The 23,605-nt window shown below is 66.7% G+C and carries 23 protein-coding genes; 11 read left to right on the top strand and 12 right to left on the bottom strand.

Annotation, left to right across the window (positions count from 1 at the left end):
* Positions 1-99: 99 nt before the first annotated feature.
* Genes ABN028_RS12990 through ABN028_RS12980 form a run of 3 tightly spaced genes read right to left on the bottom strand, consistent with a single transcriptional unit; the run spans position 100 to position 2,635 of the window.
* Entirely contained in the window at positions 100-1,146 is a 1,047-nt protein-coding gene (locus tag ABN028_RS12990; RefSeq protein ID WP_349696780.1) for a Gfo/Idh/MocA family oxidoreductase, read from the bottom strand.
* Positions 1,143-2,147 (bottom strand): Gfo/Idh/MocA family protein, encoded by a 1,005-nt coding sequence (locus ABN028_RS12985; RefSeq protein ID WP_349696779.1) that lies wholly within the window; start codon positions 2,145-2,147, stop codon positions 1,143-1,145. The genes ABN028_RS12990 and ABN028_RS12985 overlap by 4 nt, the downstream gene beginning before the upstream one ends.
* Positions 2,144-2,635, bottom strand: coding sequence for a VOC family protein (locus tag ABN028_RS12980; RefSeq protein WP_349696778.1), 492 nt, complete (start codon positions 2,633-2,635; stop codon positions 2,144-2,146). Before ABN028_RS12980 ends, ABN028_RS12985 begins: the two co-directional genes overlap by 4 nt.
* Positions 2,636-2,873: 238 nt before the next feature.
* On the opposite strand from ABN028_RS12980, the gene ABN028_RS12975 reads away from it, so the two are divergent.
* The 11 genes from ABN028_RS12975 to ABN028_RS12925 all read left to right on the top strand — a co-directional run bounded on the left by ABN028_RS12975 (position 2,874) and on the right by ABN028_RS12925 (position 13,800).
* Positions 2,874-3,809, top strand: coding sequence for a carbohydrate ABC transporter permease (locus tag ABN028_RS12975; protein ID WP_349696777.1), 936 nt, complete (start codon positions 2,874-2,876; stop codon positions 3,807-3,809).
* 74 nt (positions 3,810-3,883) lie between these two features.
* A complete protein-coding gene (locus ABN028_RS12970; RefSeq protein ID WP_349696776.1) occupies positions 3,884-4,699 on the top strand; it encodes a carbohydrate ABC transporter permease in 816 nt (271 codons plus the stop codon).
* A 5-nt stretch (positions 4,700-4,704) separates the two neighbouring features.
* Positions 4,705-6,078 carry an ABC transporter substrate-binding protein gene (locus ABN028_RS12965; protein ID WP_349696775.1) on the top strand — a complete coding sequence of 458 codons (1,374 nt, stop codon included), beginning with the start codon at positions 4,705-4,707 and terminating at the stop codon, positions 6,076-6,078.
* A gap of 33 nt (positions 6,079-6,111) precedes the next feature.
* Positions 6,112-6,753 carry a DUF624 domain-containing protein gene (locus tag ABN028_RS12960; RefSeq protein WP_349696774.1) on the top strand — a complete coding sequence of 214 codons (642 nt, stop codon included), beginning with the start codon at positions 6,112-6,114 and terminating at the stop codon, positions 6,751-6,753.
* The gene (locus ABN028_RS12955) at positions 6,750-8,138 is read left to right on the top strand and encodes a sulfatase family protein (protein ID WP_349696773.1); all 1,389 of its coding nucleotides are present in this window, start codon (positions 6,750-6,752) and stop codon (positions 8,136-8,138) included. The genes ABN028_RS12960 and ABN028_RS12955 overlap by 4 nt, the downstream gene beginning before the upstream one ends.
* A 5-nt stretch (positions 8,139-8,143) precedes the next feature.
* Positions 8,144-9,043, top strand: coding sequence for a sugar phosphate isomerase/epimerase family protein (locus tag ABN028_RS12950; RefSeq protein ID WP_349696855.1), 900 nt, complete (start codon positions 8,144-8,146; stop codon positions 9,041-9,043).
* Between the two features lie 36 nt (positions 9,044-9,079).
* On the top strand, positions 9,080-10,363 hold the full coding sequence (locus ABN028_RS12945; RefSeq protein WP_349696772.1) for a mandelate racemase/muconate lactonizing enzyme family protein: 1,284 nt from the start codon (positions 9,080-9,082) through the stop codon (positions 10,361-10,363).
* Positions 10,363-11,052, top strand: a complete 690-nt coding sequence (locus ABN028_RS12940; RefSeq protein ID WP_349696771.1) for a FadR/GntR family transcriptional regulator — start codon at positions 10,363-10,365, stop codon at positions 11,050-11,052. Before ABN028_RS12945 ends, ABN028_RS12940 begins: the two co-directional genes overlap by 1 nt.
* Before the next feature lie 5 nt (positions 11,053-11,057).
* The gene (locus tag ABN028_RS12935; RefSeq protein ID WP_349696770.1) at positions 11,058-12,047 is read left to right on the top strand and encodes an NAD(P)-dependent oxidoreductase; all 990 of its coding nucleotides are present in this window, start codon (positions 11,058-11,060) and stop codon (positions 12,045-12,047) included.
* Positions 12,044-13,093 carry a zinc-dependent alcohol dehydrogenase gene (locus ABN028_RS12930; RefSeq protein ID WP_349696769.1) on the top strand — a complete coding sequence of 350 codons (1,050 nt, stop codon included), beginning with the start codon at positions 12,044-12,046 and terminating at the stop codon, positions 13,091-13,093. Before ABN028_RS12935 ends, ABN028_RS12930 begins: the two co-directional genes overlap by 4 nt.
* Complete coding sequence (locus ABN028_RS12925) at positions 13,090-13,800, top strand: ThuA domain-containing protein (protein WP_349696768.1); 711 nt, start codon at positions 13,090-13,092, stop codon at positions 13,798-13,800. Before ABN028_RS12930 ends, ABN028_RS12925 begins: the two co-directional genes overlap by 4 nt.
* 973 nt (positions 13,801-14,773) lie before the next feature.
* On the opposite strand, the gene ABN028_RS12920 is transcribed toward ABN028_RS12925, so the two are convergent.
* The 9 genes from ABN028_RS12920 to ABN028_RS12880 all read right to left on the bottom strand — a co-directional run bounded on the left by ABN028_RS12920 (position 14,774) and on the right by ABN028_RS12880 (position 23,603).
* Positions 14,774-16,243 (bottom strand): amidase, encoded by a 1,470-nt coding sequence (locus ABN028_RS12920; protein WP_349696767.1) that lies wholly within the window; start codon positions 16,241-16,243, stop codon positions 14,774-14,776.
* Positions 16,244-16,437: 194 nt separating this feature from the next.
* Positions 16,438-17,568 (bottom strand): ABC transporter substrate-binding protein, encoded by a 1,131-nt coding sequence (locus tag ABN028_RS12915; RefSeq protein WP_349696766.1) that lies wholly within the window; start codon positions 17,566-17,568, stop codon positions 16,438-16,440.
* A 48-nt stretch (positions 17,569-17,616) separates the two neighbouring features.
* Positions 17,617-18,399: an ABC transporter permease gene (locus ABN028_RS12910; RefSeq protein ID WP_349696765.1), complete on the bottom strand. Its 783-nt coding sequence runs from the start codon at positions 18,397-18,399 to the stop codon at positions 17,617-17,619.
* Entirely contained in the window at positions 18,396-19,190 is a 795-nt protein-coding gene (locus ABN028_RS12905) for an ABC transporter ATP-binding protein (protein WP_349696764.1), read from the bottom strand. Before ABN028_RS12905 ends, ABN028_RS12910 begins: the two co-directional genes overlap by 4 nt.
* On the bottom strand, positions 19,187-20,047 hold the full coding sequence (locus ABN028_RS12900) for an ABC transporter permease (protein ID WP_349696763.1): 861 nt from the start codon (positions 20,045-20,047) through the stop codon (positions 19,187-19,189). Before ABN028_RS12900 ends, ABN028_RS12905 begins: the two co-directional genes overlap by 4 nt.
* Before the next feature lie 154 nt (positions 20,048-20,201).
* Entirely contained in the window at positions 20,202-20,900 is a 699-nt protein-coding gene (deoC, locus tag ABN028_RS12895; protein ID WP_349696762.1) for a deoxyribose-phosphate aldolase, read from the bottom strand.
* Positions 20,897-21,835 carry a nucleoside hydrolase gene (locus ABN028_RS12890; RefSeq protein WP_349696761.1) on the bottom strand — a complete coding sequence of 313 codons (939 nt, stop codon included), beginning with the start codon at positions 21,833-21,835 and terminating at the stop codon, positions 20,897-20,899. The genes deoC and ABN028_RS12890 overlap by 4 nt, the downstream gene beginning before the upstream one ends.
* The gene (locus ABN028_RS12885) at positions 21,832-22,773 is read right to left on the bottom strand and encodes a ribokinase (RefSeq protein WP_349696760.1); all 942 of its coding nucleotides are present in this window, start codon (positions 22,771-22,773) and stop codon (positions 21,832-21,834) included. The genes ABN028_RS12890 and ABN028_RS12885 overlap by 4 nt, the downstream gene beginning before the upstream one ends.
* Entirely contained in the window at positions 22,770-23,603 is an 834-nt protein-coding gene (locus ABN028_RS12880) for a nucleoside phosphorylase (RefSeq protein ID WP_349696759.1), read from the bottom strand. The genes ABN028_RS12885 and ABN028_RS12880 overlap by 4 nt, the downstream gene beginning before the upstream one ends.
* Positions 23,604-23,605: the final 2 nt, after the last annotated feature.

The raw sequence follows: 23,605 nt of genomic DNA, 5'->3' as shown, positions 1-23,605 counted from the left end.
GTCAAGGATCAGCTGGAGTACTCGGCTCCACCGGAGTGAGCTGGGTCTGGCGGGTTGATGCCGCGGTCGATCCACGACCACAGGGCCGCGATCGATCGGTCATAGGCGTGGGACCTCCAGCTGGTAGACGACCCCCTCCTGGCAGTGCCCAGGGGAGAGGCTGATCGTCTGTCCTGTGCGCCAGGATGCGTCGGCCGCGGTGGCAAGGTCGAACGCCGCGAGGGCGTCCAGGCCGGTGACCTTCGGTGTTGTGCCATTGCGGATGCACTGGGCGAAGGCAGTGAGCTCCTCGGCGTATGCGACTGGGTAGCGCTGTTCGAAGTCGGCGTTCACGCTGTGGGCCGCCTGCCCGGGAGTTAGCCACTGATAGTGCAGGTGCTGTGGCCGGTCGATCCGGGCGGTGGCGTGTTCGCCCATCACTTCGGTGGAGCATTCGTACCCGTACCCGGCGGCGCGGCTGTTGTCGATCACCCCGAGTGCGTCGTTCTCGAACCGCAGGACGACAAGGGCTGTGTCGATGTCACCGATCTCGCCGATGGCGGGGTCGGCCACGGCGGTCCCGTACGCGGTGACCTCGACGATCTCGCCGATCATCCAGCGGGCGGTGTCGAGGTCGTGGATGGTGACGTCGACGAAGAAGCCGCCGGAACCCTGGAGGAACTCGACCGGTGGTGGTTTCCGGTCGCGAAGGGATGTACGGAAGAGGTATGGGCGGCCCAGTTCGCCGGCGCGGATCCGGTCGACAACGGCTACCCAGTCGGGATCGAATCGGCGATGGAATCCGACCTGGAAGCTCACCCCCGTCTGGTCGACGGCACTGATGGTCTCCACGGTCGTCTGCCGGTCGAGGGCAATCGGTTTCTCGCAGAACACATGCTTGCCCGCCTGCGCAGCTTGAACCGCGAGTCCGGGATGCGTCCCAGTGGGCGTCGCAATCACCACTGCCTGCACAGAATCGTCGGCCAGGACGTGGTCGATGTCCGTGGTCCACGGGACGTCGTGTTCGGCGCCAACCGACGCGGCGCGGCCGGGGTAGGTGTCGGCAACGACAACGAGTTCGGCGGATCGGCGCCGCTGGGCGAGGTTCGCAGCGTGGATCCGGCCCATCCGTCCGAGCCCGATCACGGCGAGTCGTACCCGGCTCACTTGCCCACCTCCGAGTGCTCGAGTCGTACGGGCCGGCACTCCCGCCTGGATGTGCTCGCTGCATCCGCGACGACGAAGGCCGCGAGTGCGTCGCTGGGAGGACAGGGGTTCTCGCCGCTACTGCCGGCGAGCCTGATGAAGCGACGCATCTCGGCCTGGTACGCCGCCCTGAACCGCTCGACGAAGCCGCCTGGTGGTGCTGTCGCGGTCGCAACGCCTTCTGGGTTGGAATCGGTTGGTGCACTGACGACGCCGATGGCCGCGATCTGCTTCGAACCTGCTACCTCGAGACGTACGTCGTAACCGCTCGCGGAAATTCGCGAGCTGGTCAAGACAGCGAGCGTGCCGCGGTGGAGACGAAGGACGGTCGCCGCCGTGTCAACGTCGTCGGCCGCTGCGTACTCAGGTCGACCCGTGAGGTTTCCTCCGGCCGCAAAGACCTCAACGATCTCCTGACCCGTGAGCCACCGCACGATGTCGAAGTCGTGCACGCTCTGGTCGCGGAAGATACCGCCAGAGCCCGAAACGTACTCGGCCGGCGGCAGCTGGTCATCCCCGACAACCATGCGCACGAGATACGGCTCCCCGACCTTGCCGGCCGCAATCCTTCGGCGCAACGCGAGATAAGCGGGGTCGCTACGGCGCTGGAAGCCCACCATGACAGGGACGCCCGACCGCTCGACCGTTGCGACCACCTCCCGGGTCGTCGCCAGGTCGGACGCGATCGGCTTCTCGCAGAAGGTGGGAAGGCCACGCGCTACCGCGGCTGTGACAAGGGCCGCGTGAGTCAGGGTCGAGGATGCAACGACGACCGAGTCGATGTCCATGGCGAACAACTCGTCTGGGGTGGAGGCAACCGAGGCTCCGATCTCGTCGGCCAGACGATCGGCCTTCTCCCGTTCGATGTCGCAGACGACCACCGCGTCCACGGATGACAGCCCTGCCAGCGTCCGAGCGTGGAGCGTTCCGATCCGTCCGGCGCCGAACACACCGACCTTCATGGAGCGAGCCGTGCGTACGCGGTTGGGTCGAAGAAGTCCTCGCCGGGTCGGTACTGCCGTTCGGCGGGGTAGGTCGGCTGCTGGGTCCGCTCGGCGCCGGCGCTGAAGGTGAGCTCGAGGAGGACGCCGCTGGGGTCGTGGACGAAGATCTGCCACGTGCCGATGGTGGGAAGGGCGTTCTCGCGCCAGGGGACCTGGGCCTTGGCGAGCCGGTCGCGCACCCCGTGGTATCCGTGTGCGACCACTGAGACGTGGTCGACTGCTCCTGATCCGGTGGCGACGCGTCCGTCGGGGCCGGTCGCCGCGTCGCCGGCGTAGATGTGGAAGAGCGCCAGTCCGCCTGGGCAGGTCGCTCTTATCCAGATCCCAGGAAAGTCGAGTGGCGGCCGTTCATCCTCGGCCATCCCGAGGAGATCGACGTAGAAGCGGCGTGTGGCCCCCAGGTCGGCGGTCTTGATCGCCACGTGGAACAGCGTCGACAGCTGCACGAGGGTCCTCCTTGATTTCGCTCAGATGACGTCTTGTTAACGGTGACCGCCTAGTCTAGTGTTTGGTCCGACCAGATCGGTAGACCAATTTTGAAGGGCCAGATCTCATGTGGTCGTCGATGTTTCTGAGCTCGACCGGATGGGTGGGCACGTGACCTCGGTCGACGCCCGCCACCGGCACTCTGGGAAATCGGCGCCTGGATCGGATGGGTCCCGGGGGGCGGCAGGCCGGAAGGGAATGACCGCGAAGCGCCGTGAGGCTCTCGCCGGTTACCTCTTCCTCGCTCCGAACGCCGCCGGGTTCCTCGTGTTCAGCCTGATCCCGATCGGCATGGCATTCGTGCTGACTTTCACCGAGTGGGGACTCGTCGGGCCGCAACGCTTCGTCGGCATCGACAACTACACGGCGGCGCTGCAGGATCCGCTGTTCTGGAAGGCCGTCCGGAACACCGTCTACTTCTCTGTCGGCACCGTGCCGATCGCGGTCGTGATCGCCTTCTTCCTTGCTCTGCTGTTGAACCGGGCCGTCCGCGGGCTGGTCGTGTTCCGCACGGCGGTGTTCCTGCCGTACGTCACGTTGACCGTCGCGATCGCGACGGTCTGGATGTGGATCTACAACCCCGACGTCGGCATCCTGAACTACCTGCTCAGCCTCGTAGGAATCGACGGACCCAACTGGCTCGCCGATGCCACGTGGGCCATGCCCGCCCTCGTACTCATGAGCAACTGGAGGGGGATCGGCTATCCGACACTGATCTTCCTGGCAGCCCTGCAGACGATTCCCCAGGACTACTTCGACGCGGCCAAGGTCGACGGCGCGAACTGGTTCCAGCGGGTGAGGTACGTCATCGTCCCCATGGTCTCGCCGGCGACGTTCTTCATCTTCGTGACGTCGTTCATCGGCACGATGCAGGCGTTCGACCAGTTCTACATCATGACGAAGGGCGGGCCAGCGTTCTCGACGACCACGATCGTCTACTACGTCTACCAGAACGCCTTCGCATTCTCGAAGATGGGCTACGCCTCCACGCTGGCGTTCTTCCTGTTCTGCCTCATCTTCGTGGTCACCGCGATGCAGTGGCGCATGGGCAGGCGATGGGTCCATGGGGAGCCAGCTGGTGGGCATGCCGGCGCCCGGCTCGCACGCCCGCGTGGACAGTCGGGGGTGCAGTGATGTCCACAACCGGCGAAGACACTCGCGCCGCCCGACGTCGACCGGCTGATGGTCGCCGGCGCAGGTCGGAAACCGTGCAGACCATCCTCGTCTACGCGGCCTGCGTCCTCGTGGCACTGGCCTTCGTGGGCCCGTTCCTGTGGATGATCTCGTCGTCGCTCAAGAGCATCGCGGACATCTACACGTTCCCGCCGCGGTTGCTGCCGTCGCAGTGGCGATGGTCGAACTACACCGACGCGTGGAACGCACTGCCATTCGATCGCTTCTTCGTCAACAGCCTGGTCGTCTCGGTCGCCACGACGGTCGGAGCGATCCTGACGTCGTCGATGGCGGGGTACGCGTTCGCCCGGCTGCGGTTCCCGGGTCGGGACAAGATCTTCCTCGGGTACGTCGCGACGATGATGATCCCGTTCCCGGTACTCATGGTTCCGCTCTTCGTCATCATGCGGTCGCTGTCGCTCGTGGACACGTTGCCGTCCCTCATCCTCCCGGCGATCTTCACCGCCTGGGGGACGTTCCTCATGCGCCAATTCATCCTCGGCCTGCCGACCGAGCTCGAGGAGGCGGCCAGGCTCGACGGTTGCAGCTACTGGCGCATCTACTGGCAGATCATCCTGCCACTGATCCGTCCCGTCACGGCGACTCTGGGAATCTTCACGTTCCTCTGGTCGTGGAACGAGTTCCTGTGGCCGCTGATCATGATCAACACGGTGGACAACAAGACGTTGCCGCTCGGGCTGTTGATGTTCCAGACGCTCAACCCCGGACGCACGCCATGGAATCTGATCATGGCAGCCGCGACCTTCACCGTCGCGCCCCTGCTGTTGATGTTCGTTCTCGGCCAGCGCTACTACGTGCGCGGCATCGCAATGACAGGAGTCAAGGGATGACCCACATGCCAACCACCGCGCGTCCCGCTACCACCATCGGATCCCGCCACCTGACCCGGCGCGGCCTACTTGGCGGCGCATTCGGCCTGGCCGCAGTAGGAACATCGCTCCCGGCGCTTGCGTCCTGCGGCGGCGGTGGAGGCTCGACGGCCGAGGTCACCGCGTGGCAGGCGACCTCGTGGGAGAGCGCGGCGGAGATGAAGAAGTGGTTGAAGTACATCGGCGCCTACTTCAAGGACCACGAGCCACAGGTCAAGTGGAACGTCGACTACGGCACGAGCTTCGACCAGTATTTTCAGAAGCTGCAAACGTCGATCGCCGGTGGCGGGGACGTCGACATGTGCTGGATGCACGGCCGGTTCGTCCCGCAGTTCGCCGGTGGCGGAATGCTGGAACCTCTCGACGACCTGATCAAGAACTCCCCACCGCCGGAATGGCCGGACGACTACTACCCCTCCCAAGTCAAGGGTTTCCAAAGCGATGGAGTCCAGTACGGCATGCCGTACGACCTTGCCTCGGGCGGGTTCTACGTCAACGTCGACTGGTTCGAACGCGCCGGTGTCGACCTCCCGACCGAGGACTGGACCTTCGAGGACCTGCTCGAGGCCGCGAAGACGCTCAAGGCCGCGGCGAAGGACCCGGAAAAGTCCTGGGCGATGACACTGCCCACGGCCACCGTGCCGATGTACTGGTTGGTGCGATCGTTCGGCGGCGACTTCTTCGCCGACGACACCCGCAGCCGGTTGACCGAACCAGGGACGGTCGAGGCGTTCCAGTACGTCCACGACGCCATGTGGAACGACAAGGTGATGCCGACACCGGCCGACCTGGCGACGGCCGACGCTGCCGGTGCCGGCGACCTCGCGCTCTTCGGCTCCGAGCGGCTAGCGATCATCTTCAACCTCAACGACACGGCATTCGCCATCGAGGACTTCGTCCAGGGCAAGTTCTCCTGGACGGCCGCACCAACACCACGGGGTAAGGACCGGCGGTTCCAGCAGGTGGGTGGTTCGTCGTTCTCCATCCCCAAGTCCTCGCGGAGCCCGGAGCTGAGCTTCGAGATCATGAAGTACCTGATGTCGGCCCCGGACGTGCTCCCCGACGTGGGGAAGCTGGGCTCCCTGACCCCGGCGCGGATCAGCTTCGCGAAGTACGGACAGCCCGCCGCCGACGTGCTGCCCGCCGACGACTTCGCCCACACGTTCAGCGATCTGGTCGAGCGTGACGGCGCCGAACAGTCGTTCTTCGCCAAGTACGCCGAATGGGAGAGCTCGATCTTCACCGTGAAGATCGACGCTCTGTGGACGAACTCAGAGCCCGATGCGGCGACGATCCTCGCCGACATGGACGCCGAGACGCAGGCATTGCTCGGAACCTGAGGCGGGCGGAGCATGAGTCGGAGGAGGTCCGGGGTGGACGAACCTGAGGAGGGAGGAGCCGGGGTGCGCATCGACTCCCAGCTCTACCGGGCATTGTCCGGGCTGACGGAGCTGGCCTGGCTGTCGGTGCTGTGGCTCGTGGCCAGCCTGCCGGTCGTCACCGCGCCCGCCGCGACCGCGGCGATGTTCCGGCTGGCCGGCCTTCGGGCTGACGGGGGGACGGGGCGGACGTCCTGGCGGTTCCTCGCCTCCTTCGGGGCGGATTTCGGGCGCAGCACCCGGACCGGCGGGGCGTGGTTGCTCGCTGGAGTGGTCCTGGTCGCCGACTTCCGGGCGCTCGACCAGGTGCCGGACCCGGCCCGGATCCCCCTGACCGGTGTGCTGGTCGCCGCACTCGTCGCGTACGCCGCCGCCACGCCGTACCTGTTCTGCCTCCTGGCCGCCGGCCGGACCTCCGGGCCCGCGGCGGTACGGCTGGCAGTTCTCACGATGGCGGCCAACCCCGCCCAGACCGCCCGGATCCTGGTGGTGGAGGCCGCGTGCCTCAGCGCTGTCGTGGTCGTCTGGCCGTTGTTGGCGATCGTTCCCGCAGTCGGTGCAGTGGCCCTCCACCGGCTCTGCGAGGCCCCACTGTCGCGGTCGTTCGGCCTCGTGACCAGGACGGGTGCGCCATGACAGGCCGGCCGAACGTCATCGTCCTCATGACCGACGACCATGCCACGCACGCGATGAGCTGCTACGGCAGCGTGATCAACCAGACCCCGCACCTGGATCGGTTGGCGGCCGGAGGTGTGCGGTTCACGAACGCATTCTGTACGAACGCGTTGTGCGCGCCGAGCCGGGCCAGCATCCTTACCGGCACCTACAGCCACGTCAATGGCGTCCGCACCCTCGACGACAACTTGGACAACCGGCAGACGACGTTCCCGTCCCTGCTGCAGGGCGCCGGCTACCAGACCGCTCTCGTCGGCAAGTGGCATCTGGGCCACGGGGAGCGGCACGACCCGGCCGGCTTCGACCACTGGAACGTCCTGCCCGAGCAGGGCGTCTACGACGATCCCGAGCTGATCGAGAACGGCACGCCAACCCGTCGCCGGGGCTACGTCACCGACCTGCTCACCGACCTCGCGCTCGACCGGCTGGACGGCCGGGACCCCGCCAAGCCGTTCCTGCTCATGCTCCACCACAAGGCGCCGCACAGTCCGTGGGTGCCGGCGCCACGACACGCCACGCTGTACGAGGACGACGCCCTCCCCGTCCCGGCGACGTTCGACGACGACCACGCCACCCGCGCCGAGGCGATCAGGATCGCCCGGATCAGGATCGACAGCCACCTCAGCGCCGAGGAGCTCAAGCAGCCGGTCCCGACCGGCCTCACCTGGCCCGAAGAGCGGCACTGGAAGTACCAGCGGTTCGTCAAGGACTACCTGCGCTGTGTGGCCGCCGTCGACGAGAGCGTCGGTCGTCTGCTCGACTGGCTCGACGACGCCGGACTCGCCGACGACACGATCGTCGTCTACACCTCCGACCAGGGTTTCTTCCTCGGCGACCACGGCTGGTTCGACAAGCGGTTCATGTACGAGGAGTCCCTGCGGATGCCGCTCCTTGTCCGCTACCCCAGGGAGGTTCCCGCCGGCGAGACGCGGGACGCGATGGTGCTCAACGTCGACTTCGCGCAGACCCTCCTCGACTACGCCGGTGTCCCCGCGCCGGAGGGGATGCAGGGGCGAAGCTTCCGGGCCGTGTGTGGCCGAGACCAGATCGACGGGTGGCGTGAGGCGTTCTACTACCGATACTGGGAACACCTGTCGGCGATCAACGTGTGCGCCCACTACGGAGTACGGACGAAGCGACACAAGCTGATCTACTACTACGGCGAGGGTTTGGGCACGACCGGCTCCAGCGACCGGCGGATGACTCCCGAGTGGGAGCTGTTCGACCTGGCCGAAGATCCGTGCGAGCTCACCAACGTCTACGGCGACGCGCGATACGCCCAAGTCCGCGAGGACCTCACAGCCCGACTGTGCGATCTCAAGGCCGAGGTAGGTGACCTGCTGTGAGTCGAATGCACCTGTCCACCCACACGTGGATGCGACCCGAACCGCTGGAGGTGACGCTGCGCCGCATCGGTCGCTTCGGCTACGGAAGCGTGGAGTTGAGCGGCGAGCCGCACCGGTACGACATCGCCGACACCCGCCGGCAGCTGGCCGACACGGGGATCAGCTGCTGGGGAGTGGTCACGATCATGCAGGAGCCGCGGAACCTCGCGGCGAGTGAGGAGAAGCAGCGGGCCCGAACAGTCGATTACTTCCGGTCCCTGGTGGACCTGGCGGCAGCCCTGGACGGCCAGGTCGTCACCGTCGTCCCCGCCACCGTGGGCAAGATCGTCCCCGACGCCACTCCCGAGGAGGAGTGGCGGTGGGTGGTCGAGGGACTGCGCGAGGTCTACGCCGACTGCGAACGACACGGGATCCGGCTCGCGCTGGAGCCTCTGAACAGGTTCGAGACGTACTTCCTCAACCGGGTCGACCAGGCCCTTGCCCTCGCGGCCGAGGTCGGACCGGAGTGTGGAGTCGCACTCGACACCTTCCACATGAACATCGAGGAGGCGGACTTCCTCGACGCGATCCGCTCGGCGGCAGGCCGGATCTGGGACGTCCACGTCGCCGACAACAACCGCTTCGCGCCCGGCATGGGCAGCTTGGACTGGACCGCGATCGTGTCCACCCTGCAGGAGGTCAGGTACACCGGTGCCCTCACGGTCGAGTTCGTGGCGCCCGTGGACCGGACCCCCGTCTCGCCGTACCCCAACCAGGTCGACAAGAACCAGCCGAACGTCTCGGCCGAGGAACTCGCCTACATCCGCGACCACGGGAGCAGCCTGCTCACCGAGGAGTTCTACACCTCGCTCGTCCAGCGGTCGGCGGAGACCCTGCGCCCGCTGTACGAACGGACGAACACATGAACGCGACCAGCGATACGACGAATCCGTCGTATGCACATGCCTGAGGAGACCCGCGAACCAGTGAAGCAGGATGCGACGACCACCGAGCCAGCTGACCAACCCCGGGACATGCCCGGTCGGGCGCTGGCGGCCGCGGAGCCCGCTCCGGGATCGCGAATCTCCCGCGTCCAGGCGGCGTGGGTACGGATGCCCATCGAGGCTGGTTTCCAGCACGTGAGCGACTTTGGCCGACTCCGCACCTTCGACACCGCCGTCATCCGCATCGAGACCGATGACGGGATGGTCGGGTACGGAGAGGCGAGGAATGCTGCCGGCAGCGCGGGCACGTACGCGGCACTCGTGGCTGCTGTCAACCACGAGTTGGCACCCGAACTCATCGGGCTCGATCCGCGGAACGTCGTGGCGATCTGGGACCGGATGTACAACGGGACAAGGGCTGGCTACGCGGCCGACCGCGGCCATGTGTTTCCCGTTCTCGGCCGGCGCGGGATCGCTGTCGCGGCGATGAGTGGTGTCGACATCGCGCTCTGGGACATACTGGCCAAGTCCCTTGGTGTCCCCCTGTGGCAGGTGCTCGGTGGCCGCAAGGCCACGCACCTCCCGGCGTACGCGTCGGGTGGCTGGGCAGATGTCGAAGGCATCGGCGCGCAGCTCGCCGGCTACGTCGAGACCGGTGGGTTCCGGTCGGTCAAGATGCGGGTCGGCGCGATGGACGGCACGGTCCGCCGCTCAGCCGCCCGCGTCGAGGCGGCCCGGAAGGCACTCGGGCCCGAAGTCGCGCTCATGTGCGACGCCCACGGCACGTTCACCGTCGCCGAGGCCAAGCACTTCTGCCACCTGGTGCGTGACCTCGACGTCGCCTGGTTCGAGGAGCCCGTCACCGGGGACGACAAGCAAGGCATGGGGGAGGTCCGAGCGTCGACGCACATCCCCATCGCCGCCGGTGAGAGCGAGTACACCCGCTTCGACTTCCGCGACCTGGTCGAGCACCGGGCCGTGGACATCCTGCAGCCCGACCTCGCGGTCTGCGGAGGAATCACCGAGGGCCTACGGATCGGCGGCCTGGCCGCAGCCCACAACCTCCGGATGGCACCCCACCTGTGGGCCGGGGCACCAGCCTTCGCGGCTGGCCTCCACTTCTGCGCGGCGAGCGCGTCCAGCTTCGTCGTGGAATATTCGCTCGGGGCCAACCCGATGCTCCACGACCTCGTGGAGGAGGACTTCCTGGTCTGCGATGGAATGGTGGAGGTGCCCGACAGACCGGGGCTCGGGGTGACGGTCCGCGAGGACGTGGTCGAGGCGTACACGGTGGAGGTGTGATGGACAACGCCCGCGGTGTCGTCGACCAGCTGGTGCCCTTCCTCGTCGTTCGAGGATACGAGCCAGGGGAGCGGATCCCCTCAGAGCGCGACCTCGCGGAGCGGTTCGGGGTCAGCCGTGGCCAGGTCCGCGAGGCACTCGCGTTCCTCGGTGCGCTCCGCGTGATCGAACGACGAGAGAAGTCCGGCATCTTCATGGCAGCCGAGCCGAGCAGCATCGAGGCGCTGGCGCTCTTTGCCCAGATCGGCGTACCACTCTCGGCCGAGGAAGTGCACCAGAGCGTCGAGATGCGGCGTATCCACGAGATCGAAGCCGTCCGGCTGGCGTGCGAGCGATGGACCGATGAGAACATCGAGCGAATCCAGAAGATCCTGGACGAGGAAGAGACGAACGCCAAGGCTGGTAAGTCGATCGCCGAGCAGGACCGGCTCTTCCACGCCGAGATCGTCAAGGCGACGCAGAACGGCATCTTCTTCCGGATCGTCAACATCTTCTACCTGATGACGGCCGAGCGGCGGCAGTTCTACTTCCGCGATCCACAGCGATGCCGACGCTCGCACCGGGAGCACCTGCGGCTTTTCGACGCCATCGTCAATCGGGACACCGAGAAAGCCGTCGAGCTGATGTCCGCGCACCTGCAGGGCGTGGACAGCTACTGGCGGGGTCTCCTGGGCGAGGAAGGTAGGTAGCCGAGATGGCGGTGGTGTTGTCCACCCATCCGCTACATGCCCGGGCCGCCGGGGTGATCGAGGACGTCGCCGAGCTGAGGACGGCGCCAGAAACCACTGCGGCCGCGCTGACCGAGCAGGCCCGCGACGTCGACGTCGTGATTGTCCGGGCACCACTGCCGCCGGTCCTCTTCGACCAGGCATACCGACTTCGCGCGGCCATCCGGCACGGCGCTGGTGTGGACATGATCCCACTTGACGCTGCGACGAACGCCGGCGTCCTGGTCGCCAACGTTCCGGGCGCGAACGCCCGCTCAGTCGCCGAGTACGTCATCTTCGCTGCTCTCGCGCTCCGCCGACGTTTCCGGACGATCGACGCCGACCTCCGTACCGCGGGCTGGGTCGCCGGTCGCCAGCACGCCGAGCATGCGGCCGAACTCCACGGTGGAGTTCTCGGCGTGATCGGCACGGGGAACGTCGGCACCGCCCTCGCCGACATCGCGTCCGCGGGCTTCGGCATGACCGTCGTCGGCTACGACCCACGGCCATCGGCAGCGCCCGCCGCCATCGGCTATGTCGACCTCCAGGAGCTCGCTCGCGTCGCGGACGTGGTGGTTTGCTGCTGTCCACTGACGGAGGAGACCACCCACCTTGTGGACGCGACGTTCCTCGCCTACATGAAACCGGACGGACTGCTCGTGAACGTCGCACGCGGCCCCGTCGTGGACGAGTCCGCACTGCTGTCGGCGCTGCGGGCGGGTCGGCTCGGTGGTGCGGCTCTCGATGTCTTCGAGACGCAACCGCTGCCGGCTGACCATCCGTTCCTCGACCTGGACAACGTCCTCCTCACCCCGCACCTCGCCGGGATCACCGACGCCAGCATGGAACGGATGGGGCTCGGCGCCGCACAGGAAGCACTTCGTGTGCTCGCGGGCGAGCTTCCGCGCAACCTCGTCAACCCCGAAGCGGTCCCCAGGTACCGCGTCCGCGAGCAGGCATGGAGGAGCAGCACGTGAAGAGCGTCGCCATCACCGGTCCTCGATCGTGTGAGATCCGCGACGTCCCCGAACCCAAGGCGGCGCGGGACGTCGTGAAGATCCGCATTCTGAGCGCCCCGATGTGCACCGAGGTCCAGACGTACGCCGCCGGCGGACCCGCCGACGTTCTCGGGCACGAAGCCGCCGGTGAGGTCGTCGACGCCGCCGACTCCAGCCGCGTACGGGCAGGCGACCGGGTTGTCGTGATGCCGCAGTACGCCTGCGGAAACTGCCAACTGTGCCTGTCGGGCGAGCACATCCACTGTCCACATCAGCGTGACGTCCTTGCCGCAACCGGATCGGAGACCGGAACGGCGACGTACGCGCAGTACTGCCTCAAGCCCGACTGGTTGCTGTTCCCCATCCCGGTCGACCTCTCCTACGACGAGGCCGCGATGGCCTGCTGTGGGCTAGGGCCGACGTTCAACGCGTGCGAGCGACTGCGGGTGGACGCACTGGACACCGTACTCGTCTCCGGCTGTGGCGCTGTCGGCCTCGGCGCGGTTGTCAACGCACGCCTGCGGGGCGCTCGTGTCCTCGCCCTGGAGCCCCATCCCTACCGAGCCGAGCTTGCTCGCAAGCTTGGTGCGGAGGCCGTGATCGACCCCCGTGACGACGACGCCGCGGACCAGGTGTCCGCACGAACGAGTGGTCGCGGACCCGACGCCAGTATCGAGACCAGCAGCGCACCGACCGCCCCGGCATTTCTCGCCGCCGTAACCAGACGCCGGGGACGAATCGGGTCCGTCGGCTGGGGCGGACCGGTCGAGGCGGCGCGGCTGGTCGAGCGCGGACTGGAGTTCCACGGCGTCTGGCACTGGAACCATCTCCGAGATGGGGACCGGATGGTCGAAACCATCAGGAGGGCGCGCCCGGTGTTGCGGCATCTGGTCACCCATGCGTTCCCGATGGACGGCGTACGCGACGCATGGGAGTTGCAGCTCACCGCCCAGTGCGGAAAGGTCGTTCTGCACCCGTGGGAGACACCGGCCGCACCAGCGGCGGCAGAGGACTCAGACCGATGAGCCGGATCCTCATCGCCGCGGGCGAGCCGGAGTACGAATCGCACGAGACCATGTCGTCGTTCGCGCGCGACTGGCGAATTGCTGGTCACGACGTCGATCTGTGCACTCCCACCGTCATCGACGACGAGCCAGACTTCCCGACGTCCGAATTCACCGGCCTCGAGGCATTGCCAGCCGCCGACCTCCTCGTCATCTACACCCGGTTCCGGGTCCTTCCCGACCAGCAAATGAGCCTCCTGGAGGACTACCTGGATGCCGGTCGGCCCGTGCTCGGGCTGCGGACGAGCAGCCACGCCTTCCACTTCCCGACCGACTCGCCATGGTCGACGTGGAACGACGGATTCGGTCGGGAAGTCCTCGGCACGCCATGGGTCTCCCACCACGGGCACAGCTCACGCACCTTCGTACAGGCATCTGATGGGGTCTTGACCCATCCGATCCTCGAAGGCATCGAGTCACCGTTCGAGGCTCGCTCGTGGCTCTACCGGGTACGAATTCCGGGTGAGAAGCAGGCGCAGGTCCTGCTTCATGGTGACCCCATCGAACCCGAAACAGATCCAGAACCTGGCCCCGTTGCATGGACGACGTCCCACCGCGGTGGTGGTCGCGTCTTCTACACCAGCCTCGGCCACAGGGACGACTTCGATGTCCCCGCTGTACGGCACCTGCTGTACAACGCCGCCACTTGGTGCCTCGGCAGCGAGTAAGTGCGAGGCGAGGACACCACCACTGACTGACAGTGCAGACGGTCGGCCATTACCAGCGGTTATTGGATCTTCGGTTGTGTCTGCCGGAGGCTACTGGTGTCGCGGAGGATTCCCGTAGCTAGCCGGCTGCTACTCAAGGACTCCCGGCACGGGCACGGGCGAGTAGAGGTCGGGGTATGAGTTTGTCGGAGGAGGAACGCAGCAGGCTCGCCGAGGAGTTGGCGGTGGTGCTGGAGGATGTGGATCGGGTCAGGGGGAGGTCGACGTCGCTGACCAATTCAGGTCGCCGGATCGTCGCCGCACATCGCCAACGGCCTGGTCAGCCGACGCGCCACACTGTGGCCACACGACCGGATTGCGGAACGTGCGCAGCTCGTCGACGATGCCGGGCTCGATCTGTGGATCGGTGCACAGGGCGTGGTGACGGACGGTAGGAGCAGGTAGTCGGTGCGCAGTTGGTCGGCGGTGAGAGCAGCGGACGTGGTCGCGCAGGCCGTGGTAATAGTTCGTGTTCGGGTTCGCGGCCAGCCACTCTTCCCCGCGGTGGTCCATCGCCGCAGCGTTATCGCCTGGCGTGGTGGGATGTGCCCAGGAACTCCGCGCCCACAGTCGTCAAGTCAGGGTTGTCGAAGTCCAGCTTGAGGTCTTGTCACGTGGCCGGCATTTCTCGACCGGGGCAGCAGCGGTCATTGGCGGTCCGCTCTACAACGTCGTCACGTTCTCGATGGGTGGCCCTGCCGGCGACCCGATTCAGGACGTGCTGCAACCTCGACTGATCCAGGGGTACGGGACGGACCCGCACGACCACCCGTAGGCCCACGACCAGCGGTTACTCCTCCTGCTTGGGCTGGACGCTTGGGCTGGCGTTTGGCTGATGACCGTGCCGGTGGAGGGCGTCGGTGGTCTGTTGTTGATGACGCCGAGGGCGTCGCTCTCATAGCGGAGGTGCTGCGAGTCAGTGCCGGCGATGTGATCAAGTCGGCGGTGAAACGCAGTCAGCGAGAGGCGGGCGGAAAGTGTGCCAGTGGGTATGGCGCTGATAGGCCTGGCCAGCCCGAAGGATGGTCGCCTCGTCGAACGGCCGTCCGACGAACTGCAGGCTAATCGGCAGTCCGTTGCTGGCAAAGCCGCAGGGCAACGCGAGGGCTGGAAGTCCGACCGCATTGGCAGGCGCCGTCGCTCGGCTGAGTGCCGTCAGCACCCCGACCTCCTGGCCGCCCAGCAGGGTCGTCTCGGCGCCGTACGCCGGTGCGGTCACGGGGAGGGTCGGCGTCGCGAGCACGTCGACGACTGACAGAGCGCTCCGGAATCCCTCGGCGACAAGCTGCCGTACCCGCTGTGCGTTGACGTATGTCGTGCCGGCGATGAGTTCACCGGCGAGGATTTCCTGCCGGGTACTCGCGGTGTAGAGCTGAGGCGTGGTGCGAACGTCGTGCTGGTGAACGGCGGCCGCCTCGACCCCGACGACAGTGCTCACACAATCAGCAGCCAATTCGACGTCGGGCACCTCGATCTCGACGAGTGATGCGCCCGCGTCTACCAGGACGTCCAACGCGGCGTGTACGGCGTCGCCAACCTCTGGATCCACCAGGTCGAAGAAGAAGTTCCTGGGTACGCCGATCCGAAGTCCCTCGACACCGCCGTCAAGGTGGCCAAGACAGTCCGACAGCGGCTCGTTGATGGAGCAAGGATCCGCCGGGTCATGACCAGCGATGCTCGAGAAGACAACTGCCGCATCGGCGACCGTCCGCGTGATCGGGCCGGTGTGGTCCAGGGACCAGGACAACGGGACCACACCACGCTTGCTGACCCGTCCATAGGTGGGCTTCAGCCCGACCAAGCCGGTCAGGCCGGCGGGCATGCGGATTGAGCCACCTGTATCGCTGCCGATCGAGGCGAGACACAGCTCGGCTGAGACCGCAGCGGCCGAGCCGCCGCTTGATCCGCCCGGAGCGGCGGCCAGATTCCACGGGTTGCGGGTCGGCAGGGACAGGACGCTGAAGGCGAACTCATGCGTGACGACCTTGCCCAGAATGATCGCACCAGCGGCCCGCAACCGCCGGGTGACCTCCGAGTCGGTGGCGGCGCGGTGTCCTTCACGTATCGCCGAGCCAGCCATCGTTGGGCGGCCGGCCACGTCGAACAGGTCCTTGAGAGTCACCGGTACGCCGTGCAAGGGGCCGAGTGCCTCTCCGCGACCAATCGCGGCCTCGGCCTGCCGCGCCTGGGTGCGGGCGTGTTCTGCGTACACGTCCACGTAGGCCTCGACCAGCGGGTCCAACCGTTCGATGCGTTCGAGTACGAGGTCGGTGAGCTCTACGGGTGAGAGCGTCCTGGACCCGAATGCCGCGACGGCTTCCACCACTGTGGGAAGTCCGCTGACGGACACCTGGCTGGCCAACCCTTGGCCCGTTGGCGCCGCGGCCCTTCGCGACGTCGTCATGCGGGCCACCGAGGGTCGAACGAAGTCCTCGGCTCGACATCACCGACCGGAAGGCGTCGATACAAGTCGGCCACATCGGCCTTCCGCCGGAAGGTGAGCACCGCGCGGGCTTCCTCTTCGTCCACGGAAACTCCGCTACCCGCCAACGTGCTACGCACCCGCAGTACGGCCGCGGTTTCGCCGTCGTCCATCTCCTATTCCCCACCCTCGGTGAGCTTCACGGTCTTCGCCCTGAAGTCCGCACCGGTGGCGTCGACTCCTGCGTCCTCGAGTTCGGCGACCGCCTTCTCGCTGAGATCCGTCCGGTAGGCGTCGCCGGACGGTTCACCCTTGAGCACGTTGCCGTCGATCGCGATCTCGACCGTCTGGTCCCAGGCGGCCGTGTCCATCGCGCCGATGCCGTCCGGTGAGGGCCAGATCAGCTTGTTGATCTCGTTGAGCTGCCAGGTCTGGTGCCCCGCGCCGAGTGCACTGCCGTTGTCCAGCACGGTGTCGACGCATGAGTCGAACTCATCCCGGCAGGACGCCCAACCCTGGTACGTGGCCTTCAGGAACCGCACCGCGACGTCCTCGTTGCCGTTTTTAGCAAGCCAGTCGCCGTTGGCATAGATGCCGTCCTCGAGGCTGGCGAACCCGATCTCCTGCAGGTCGATCGTCACGAAGTCCTCGGGTTGGTAGAGCTTGCCCGTCTTCGGGTTCACCTGTTCCAGCACCTGGGCGTACTCGTTGTAGGTCTTGGCAACGGCGACATCGACCTCGCGCTTGAGCAGTTGCGACATGTCGAACGACTGCTGGATGATCCGGGCGTCCTTCTCGGGTTCGATGCCGTTCGCGCGCAACGCGGCGTACTGCACGAGCTCATTGCCCTTGCCCCAGCTGCCGAGCTTCTTACCGCGGAAGTCCTCGATGGTCTTGATCTCCGAGTCGGCCCACGCGACCTCGAGGTAGGCGCCACGCTGGAAGACCTGGCCGATGTTGACCAGATCGGCTCCCTCCTCACGAGTGGCGAGGGTCTTGGTGACATGACTGACCGCGAACTCGGCGTTGCCGGACGCAAGAACCTGCTGGGGAACGACGTCGACGCCGCCTTCCTGGATCGTCACATCCAGGCACTCGTCGGCGTAGTACCCCTTGTCCTTCGCCTGGTAGTAGCCCGCGAACTGAGCCTGCGCCACCCACTGCAGCACCACCCGCACCTTGGTGGTGGACTCGCAGTCCGTGTCGCCGCCCGCCGACGGGCTGGACTCCGCTTCCATCCCTCCGCAGGCGGCCAACGCGAGCGCGCCGGCGGCCAGGATGCCGAAGAAGCGAAAGGAACTGAGCATGGGCCGGGGCTGCGCTCGGGACATCGTCGTAACCTTTCGTGGTGACTCTTACGACCAGGACATGGGAGAACGGGAGGACGTGTGCCAGGGCATGACGATTCGTTCCAGCAGGACGACCACGCCGAAGAGGCCGAGGCCGAGAGCACTCGCCATGATGATGCCGGCCCAGGCGACGGCGAACCGTGGAACCGCCGCCTGATAGGCGATGTAGACGCCGAGCGCGTTCGTCGGCCCGCCGAAGAACTCTGCAATGATCACGCCGATCACGCTCAGGGTCGTCGCAAGTCGCAGCGCGCTGAACAGATAGGGCAGGGCGCCAGGGAGGCGAAGTAGCAGCGAGACCTGGCGCGGCCGCGCTGCCAGCGAGGTCATCAGCTCCACGTGCAGGGGCCGGGCTTCGAGGAGCCCGCGGGCGGTGTTGAGGAGTACGGGAAAGAAGACCATGACGCCGGCGACCGCCGCCTTGGACATCAAGCTGGCCGAGCCGAACCAGTTGTTGAAGATCGGCGCGAGAGCGATGATCGGTGCGCAGTTGACGACCACCACCGTCGCCAGCACCGGAGGTGCGACGGACGAGAACCGCGCGATGAGCAGCGCGACCAGCAGTCCGGCCACCACGCCGCCGAGCATCCCGAGCACCACGGCGCTCGCGGTGACCCGAGTCGCGTCGAGAATGGTCGGAAATCCACGCGCGAACGCGCCGGCGACATCGCTCGGTGCCGGCAGGAGGAAACGCCCCACACCCGACATCACGACGAAGAGCTGCCACAGGCCGAGCCCAGCCACCGCAAACGCCAGCATCGGCCCGAGCTTCCCGGCGAGTTGCTTCATGCCGGCACCTCATCGGCGAGCACCGCGTGTAACGCGTTTCGTACGTCCGTGGCCGCGGCGTAGAACTCCTTGCTGGTGCGGGTTTCCGCCGTCCTCGGCTGCGGCAGGTCGATCGGGATGACCTTCGCCACGCGGCCGGGACGCGGCGACATGATCACGACCTCGGTGGAAAGGAACACCGCCTCGGCCACGCTGTGCGTGACGAAGACGACCGTCGTGTGGGTGTCCCGCCAGATCCGGAGCAGTTCCGCCTGCAAGTACTCGCGATTCATCTCGTCCAGGGCACCGAGTGGCTCGTCCATGAGCAGGATGCGCGGGTCGAAGGTCAACGCGCGGGCCACGGCGACACGCTGCTGCATTCCCCCGGACAGCTGCCATGGGAAGTGCCGAGCGAAGTCGCCGAGGCGCACGAGTTCCAGCATGTGCCGCGCCTTTTCCCGACGCGCGGCCTTGCCGATGCCCATGATCTGCAGCGGCAACTCCACATTGCGCAGCACGCTTCGCCACTCCAGTAGGGCGGGCTGCTGGAACACGATGCCGTAGTCCCGGGCCAGCCGTGCGGCACGGGGCGTCTTGCCGTTGATCTCGACCGTGCCGGTCGTTGGCGGGATGATGTCGGCGAGGATCCGGAGCAGCGTGCTCTTTCCACACCCACTCGGACCGAGCAACGACACGAACGAACCTTCAGGTACGGACAGTGCGATGTCGTCGAGTGCCTGGACGTCGCCTCCGCGGCCGCCGGCAAACGTCTTGCCGACGCCATCGAGGGCGATGACCGTGCGTTCGTTCATCTCGAACTCCTGTCGCGGTGTCGCAGGGTGAGGGCCTCGACGAGGTTCAGCGTCTGGACGAAGAGGACTCCGGCAACGGCGGCGATCGCCACTGCGCCGTATAACTTCTCCGGCCCGTTCGCGTAGTAGTAGGTGAAGGTGAGGATGGATCGGCCGATACCTCGTCCGCTGCCGGCAGAGATCTCCCCGACTATGGCGCCGACCACGCTCGCCGTCGCGGCCAGCTTGAGTCCGGACAGCAGATGTGGCAGCGCGGCGGGAAACCGCAACCACCACAGGGTTTGGAGCCTGCGCGCACCGCATGTCCGCATGAGTTCGAGCTGGATGATCGGCGTCGACTCGAGCCCGCGAAGCGCGTTGATCGTTACCGGAAGGAACGAAAGGTAGGCGGATATGCCGGTGACCGCCGTCCACGCCGGCAGGCCCACCTTCCCGCCCCAGATGACCACCATGGGAGCGATGGCGACCAGCGGCACCGTCTGTGAAACCACCAACCACGGCAGCAGCCCGCGACGAACCAGGCCTACTTCGGCGAGCAGGACCGCCAGCACGAGCCCGATCGTCGCGCCGAGAGCAAGGCCGTACAGCGCTTCGCGCAGGGTCACTGACGCCTCGCCCAGCAGGTAGAGGCCGAGCGACTCGTTGGCCCCACGCCGGGCCGGCTCGAGTAGACCGCCGACGATGCGCCAGACATGGGGCAGCGAGAGGTCGTCGGTGGCGATCGGCCAGGTCAGGCCGGTGGCCTTGTATCCCTCCCACATCCCGAACACCCCGAGAAACACGGCGACGAACGAGACCGTGTTGCGTATCGCGGGCCGCGGCCATCGGGTCGCAGGCGTCTCGGGCAAGTCAGCCACCCATCCTCTGCGGGGCGGTTCATTGTGTGAACCGGCGGATCAGTTGGACGGGTCAAAGGCTAGAGGCGCTGGAAATTCGTGAGAATGACCTTCTGTGACGGCCAGGTAAACAATCGCGCCGAATTCCTTGGTGATGGATCCATGGATGCTGCCTTCAGTAGTCCGATGCCGTGGCTTTCGGCGAAGTCGGCGAACGAGTCACCAGGGCCACGCCGTTACTCGTGCCGACCAGGTCGGCGCCCGCGTCAAGGAGGCGGCGAGCGTGCTCAGCGGTGTTGATCCCACCGGACCCCTTGACGCCGACACCGGCTGGTGCCCGGTCGCGCAGGAAGCGGATCTCCTCGGGGGTGGCCCGGCCGACCTTTCCGCTGCTGGCGTTCTTTAGGTAGGCGACTCCGGCCGACACCGCGATCTCCACAGCCTGTTCTCGTTGGTCAGAGTCCAGGAGCGGCAGCTCGAGCATCACCTTGAGGGGTACGGCTCCCGCGGCAGCCACGATCGCGGACAGGTCGTCGGCGTAGGCACTCTTGTCACCGGACCTGAGCGCACTGATCTGGACGCCGACATCGATCTCGTCGACGCCGAGGTCGACTAGTGCCTGTATCTCCGCGACCTTTCCGCGGGTAGTCATAGCTCCAAACGGAAAGTCGACAGCTGAGGCCACCTTGATCCGCGTCCCTGTCAAGCGTTGCTTGACGCGCGGAACCCAGCAGGCGGGGACCATTGCGGCGTCGAATCCATATCTCCTGCACTCGTCGCAGTGCCGGTCGATGCTGGCGGCGTCAACTCCGGCGTCGATCAACGTATGTTGGATGTACGGAGCGAGCGAAGGTCGTGACGAGTCCGTGCTCATGCGTTTCGGCCCTTGCTGAGAAGCTCGACCATCGCGGCGAAGAAGCCCTCGGCATCGATCTCGTCGACGACGGTGGCGTTGGGTGCATGGCGTTCGCTGCGCCGGTCGACGAGGGAGTAGCCGCGGGTGAGTTCACCCTGTGTTTCGACGTCGACGTAGCACCGGCTGGCACGGGTCACCAGGTCGGGACGAACCAGCAACATCGCCGTGAGCGAGTCGGGGTGCGTGCTGCCCCTGATGCCGCGGGTCTCGTTGACCTCGAGCGTCGGGCGGTTGACGATGGAGAAGAACTCCGCCCGCGGTGTGTCCAACGCGTCGATCGCTCTCAGGCGTTCGCGACTCCACACCGCCTGGGCAAGCGTCAACGTCCACGTCACGATCGTTGGTTGGAATCCCGACCGGAGTACGATTCGCGCCGCCTCTGGATCGACGTAAAAGTTGTACTCCGCGGCCGCGGTGACGTTGCCGACCGAATTGTCGCACCCGCCCATGACGAAAAGTGACCGCACCTTCTGCGGAAACTCCGGATCCTGAACGACCGCCGCCGCGATGTTGGTGAGCGGGCCGATGGCTACGATGTCGATCTCACCGGGTGATTCGTTCACCATCCGGAGCAACGCTTCGACGGCGTGCTCGGTCTCGGGCCGGCCCGCTGGGCGCGGGAAGTCCCAGTTGCCCTTGCCGTCCCCGTGTGCGTTGGCACGGTGCCATGGACGCAGCATCGGCCGGCGACAACCGGGATGGACCGGAACCTTTCCCGCTCGACCGGCCATGTCGATCGTCAGGAGTGCGTTCTCGATCTGCTGGTCGAACTCCACGTTGCCGGCGACGATGGTGACAGCCTCGAGGTGCGCGTCAGGATGGCACATGCCTACGAGCAGGGCGAAGCAGTCGTCGGCGGCGGTATCGGTGTCGATGATGATGCGGCGAGTCATGCTCTCCTCATTTGGTGGGATACCTCTTGCCGGGTGGGCAGCGACTCGATGACGCCCCGACGCTGGACGGACCAGGCGGCGACCATGCAGCCGAACGCCGCCGCATCGATCGGGCCCGCTCCCTCCGCGATCGACACGGCGTACGCGGCGGTGAATGCATCGCCAGCTCCGGTCGTATCGACGACCGGTGCGGCCAACCCTGTAACGCGCGTGGGCTGGCCGTCCGCACTCACCCATGCGCCGTCCTTGCCCACGGTGACGACCGACGTACACCCGAGAGCGGAACTGAGCGCAGAGGCAAGACCGGCCGCCCGGTCGCCCGGCACCTCACCCGGCGTCAGAGCGGCACAGACCTCGACCGCCTCGTGTTCGTTGGGCACCAGGTGGTCGACCAGCCCGCGAAGTTGCGGGACGTACGCAGCGGGCGGAGCGGGAGCCGGAGCGAGCACCGTCGGAACCTCGTACACCTTCGCCATCCGCAGCGCTGCGATCGACGCATCGGCCGGAATCTCCATCTGGAGTACGCTGACGTCGGCGTCGGCGAAGCACTGGTCGAGTCCGTGGAAGCTATCCGGGCCGAGGGTGTCGAGGGCACCTGGAGCGATGGCAATCCGATTCTCGCCACCGGACTCGACCAGGATGGCCCCGGTCATCGTCGGCCGTCCCCCAGACGGCAGCAAGGTGACGTTGACACCTTCGGAGTGCCACAACTGCTGGGCGGACCGGCCGAAGTCATCGTCTCCCACTGCTGTGATCAGGTGGACGGTCGCGCCGAGCCGGCGCGCGGCCACAGCTTGGTTGGAGCCCTTCCCGCCGTGCTCGACGACGAAGTCGTCGGCTACCACGGTCTCTCCGGGTCCGGGTGGGCGAGGCATCCGCCAGGTGAAGCCGACGCCGTAGCTGCCGACCACAAGAACCCGCGGAGCTGCGCCCCTCATGGCTGCGGCCCGCCGTCTGCCGGCGACGCGGGGCCGCGCGCGTCTTCAGCATGGTCCCGGGCGAGATCGGCCGAGATCAGTTTGCGCATTCCCGCGATCGCCGCGTCGATGACATGGTCTAGGTCGCAGGCCTCGCGCTCGTCATCGGTGAGTGGCCTACGGTCGTGATGTCCGGCGATGAGCACGATCGCGCCGGCCCGCGCCCGGAGCACGCCCGCCACGACGAAGAGCCCAGCGGCCTCCATCTCCGAGCAGACCGCTCCGCCGTCAACCCAGGCTTGCCATCGGGTCAGCAGCCGTGGCGCCACCGGCATCCGTTCGGGCTCGTGCTGGCCGAAGAAGGAGTCCTTGGTCTGCGCGACACCCAGTCGCATGGTCGCGCCACTCGCGCGGGCACCCTCGGCGAGGGCCGAAGTGACGTCCAGGTCGGCGACGGCAGGAAACTCGATCGGCAGGTAATGGCTAGTCGTACCTTCGTCGCGGATCGCCGCGGTCACCACGGCGAGGTCACCAGGTGAAGTGTCGCGCTGCATGCCGCCACCGGTGCCCACGCGGACGAACGTGTCGGCGCCGACTCGTACGAGCTCCTCGACCGCGATCGCGGTGGACGGACACCCGATGCCGGTGGACGTCACCGATACCGGGACGCCGTCGAGCTCACCGGTCCACGTGACGTACTCACGGTTGGTCGCCACATGCCGGGGATTGTCGAACCGGGAAGCGATGCGTTCACAGCGCCCGGGGTCACCGGGGAGGAAGACGTAACGGCCGACATCACCCGGACCCACCTGCAGGTGATGTTGGAGCGCCGAGGGCGGCTGTGCCGGCATGG

Origin of the sequence: Actinopolymorpha sp. B17G11 (assembly GCF_040196095.1) — a bacterium.
Classification (GTDB): domain Bacteria; phylum Actinomycetota; class Actinomycetes; order Propionibacteriales; family Actinopolymorphaceae; genus Thermasporomyces.
This window is presented reverse-complemented; position numbering and strand designations above follow the sequence as displayed.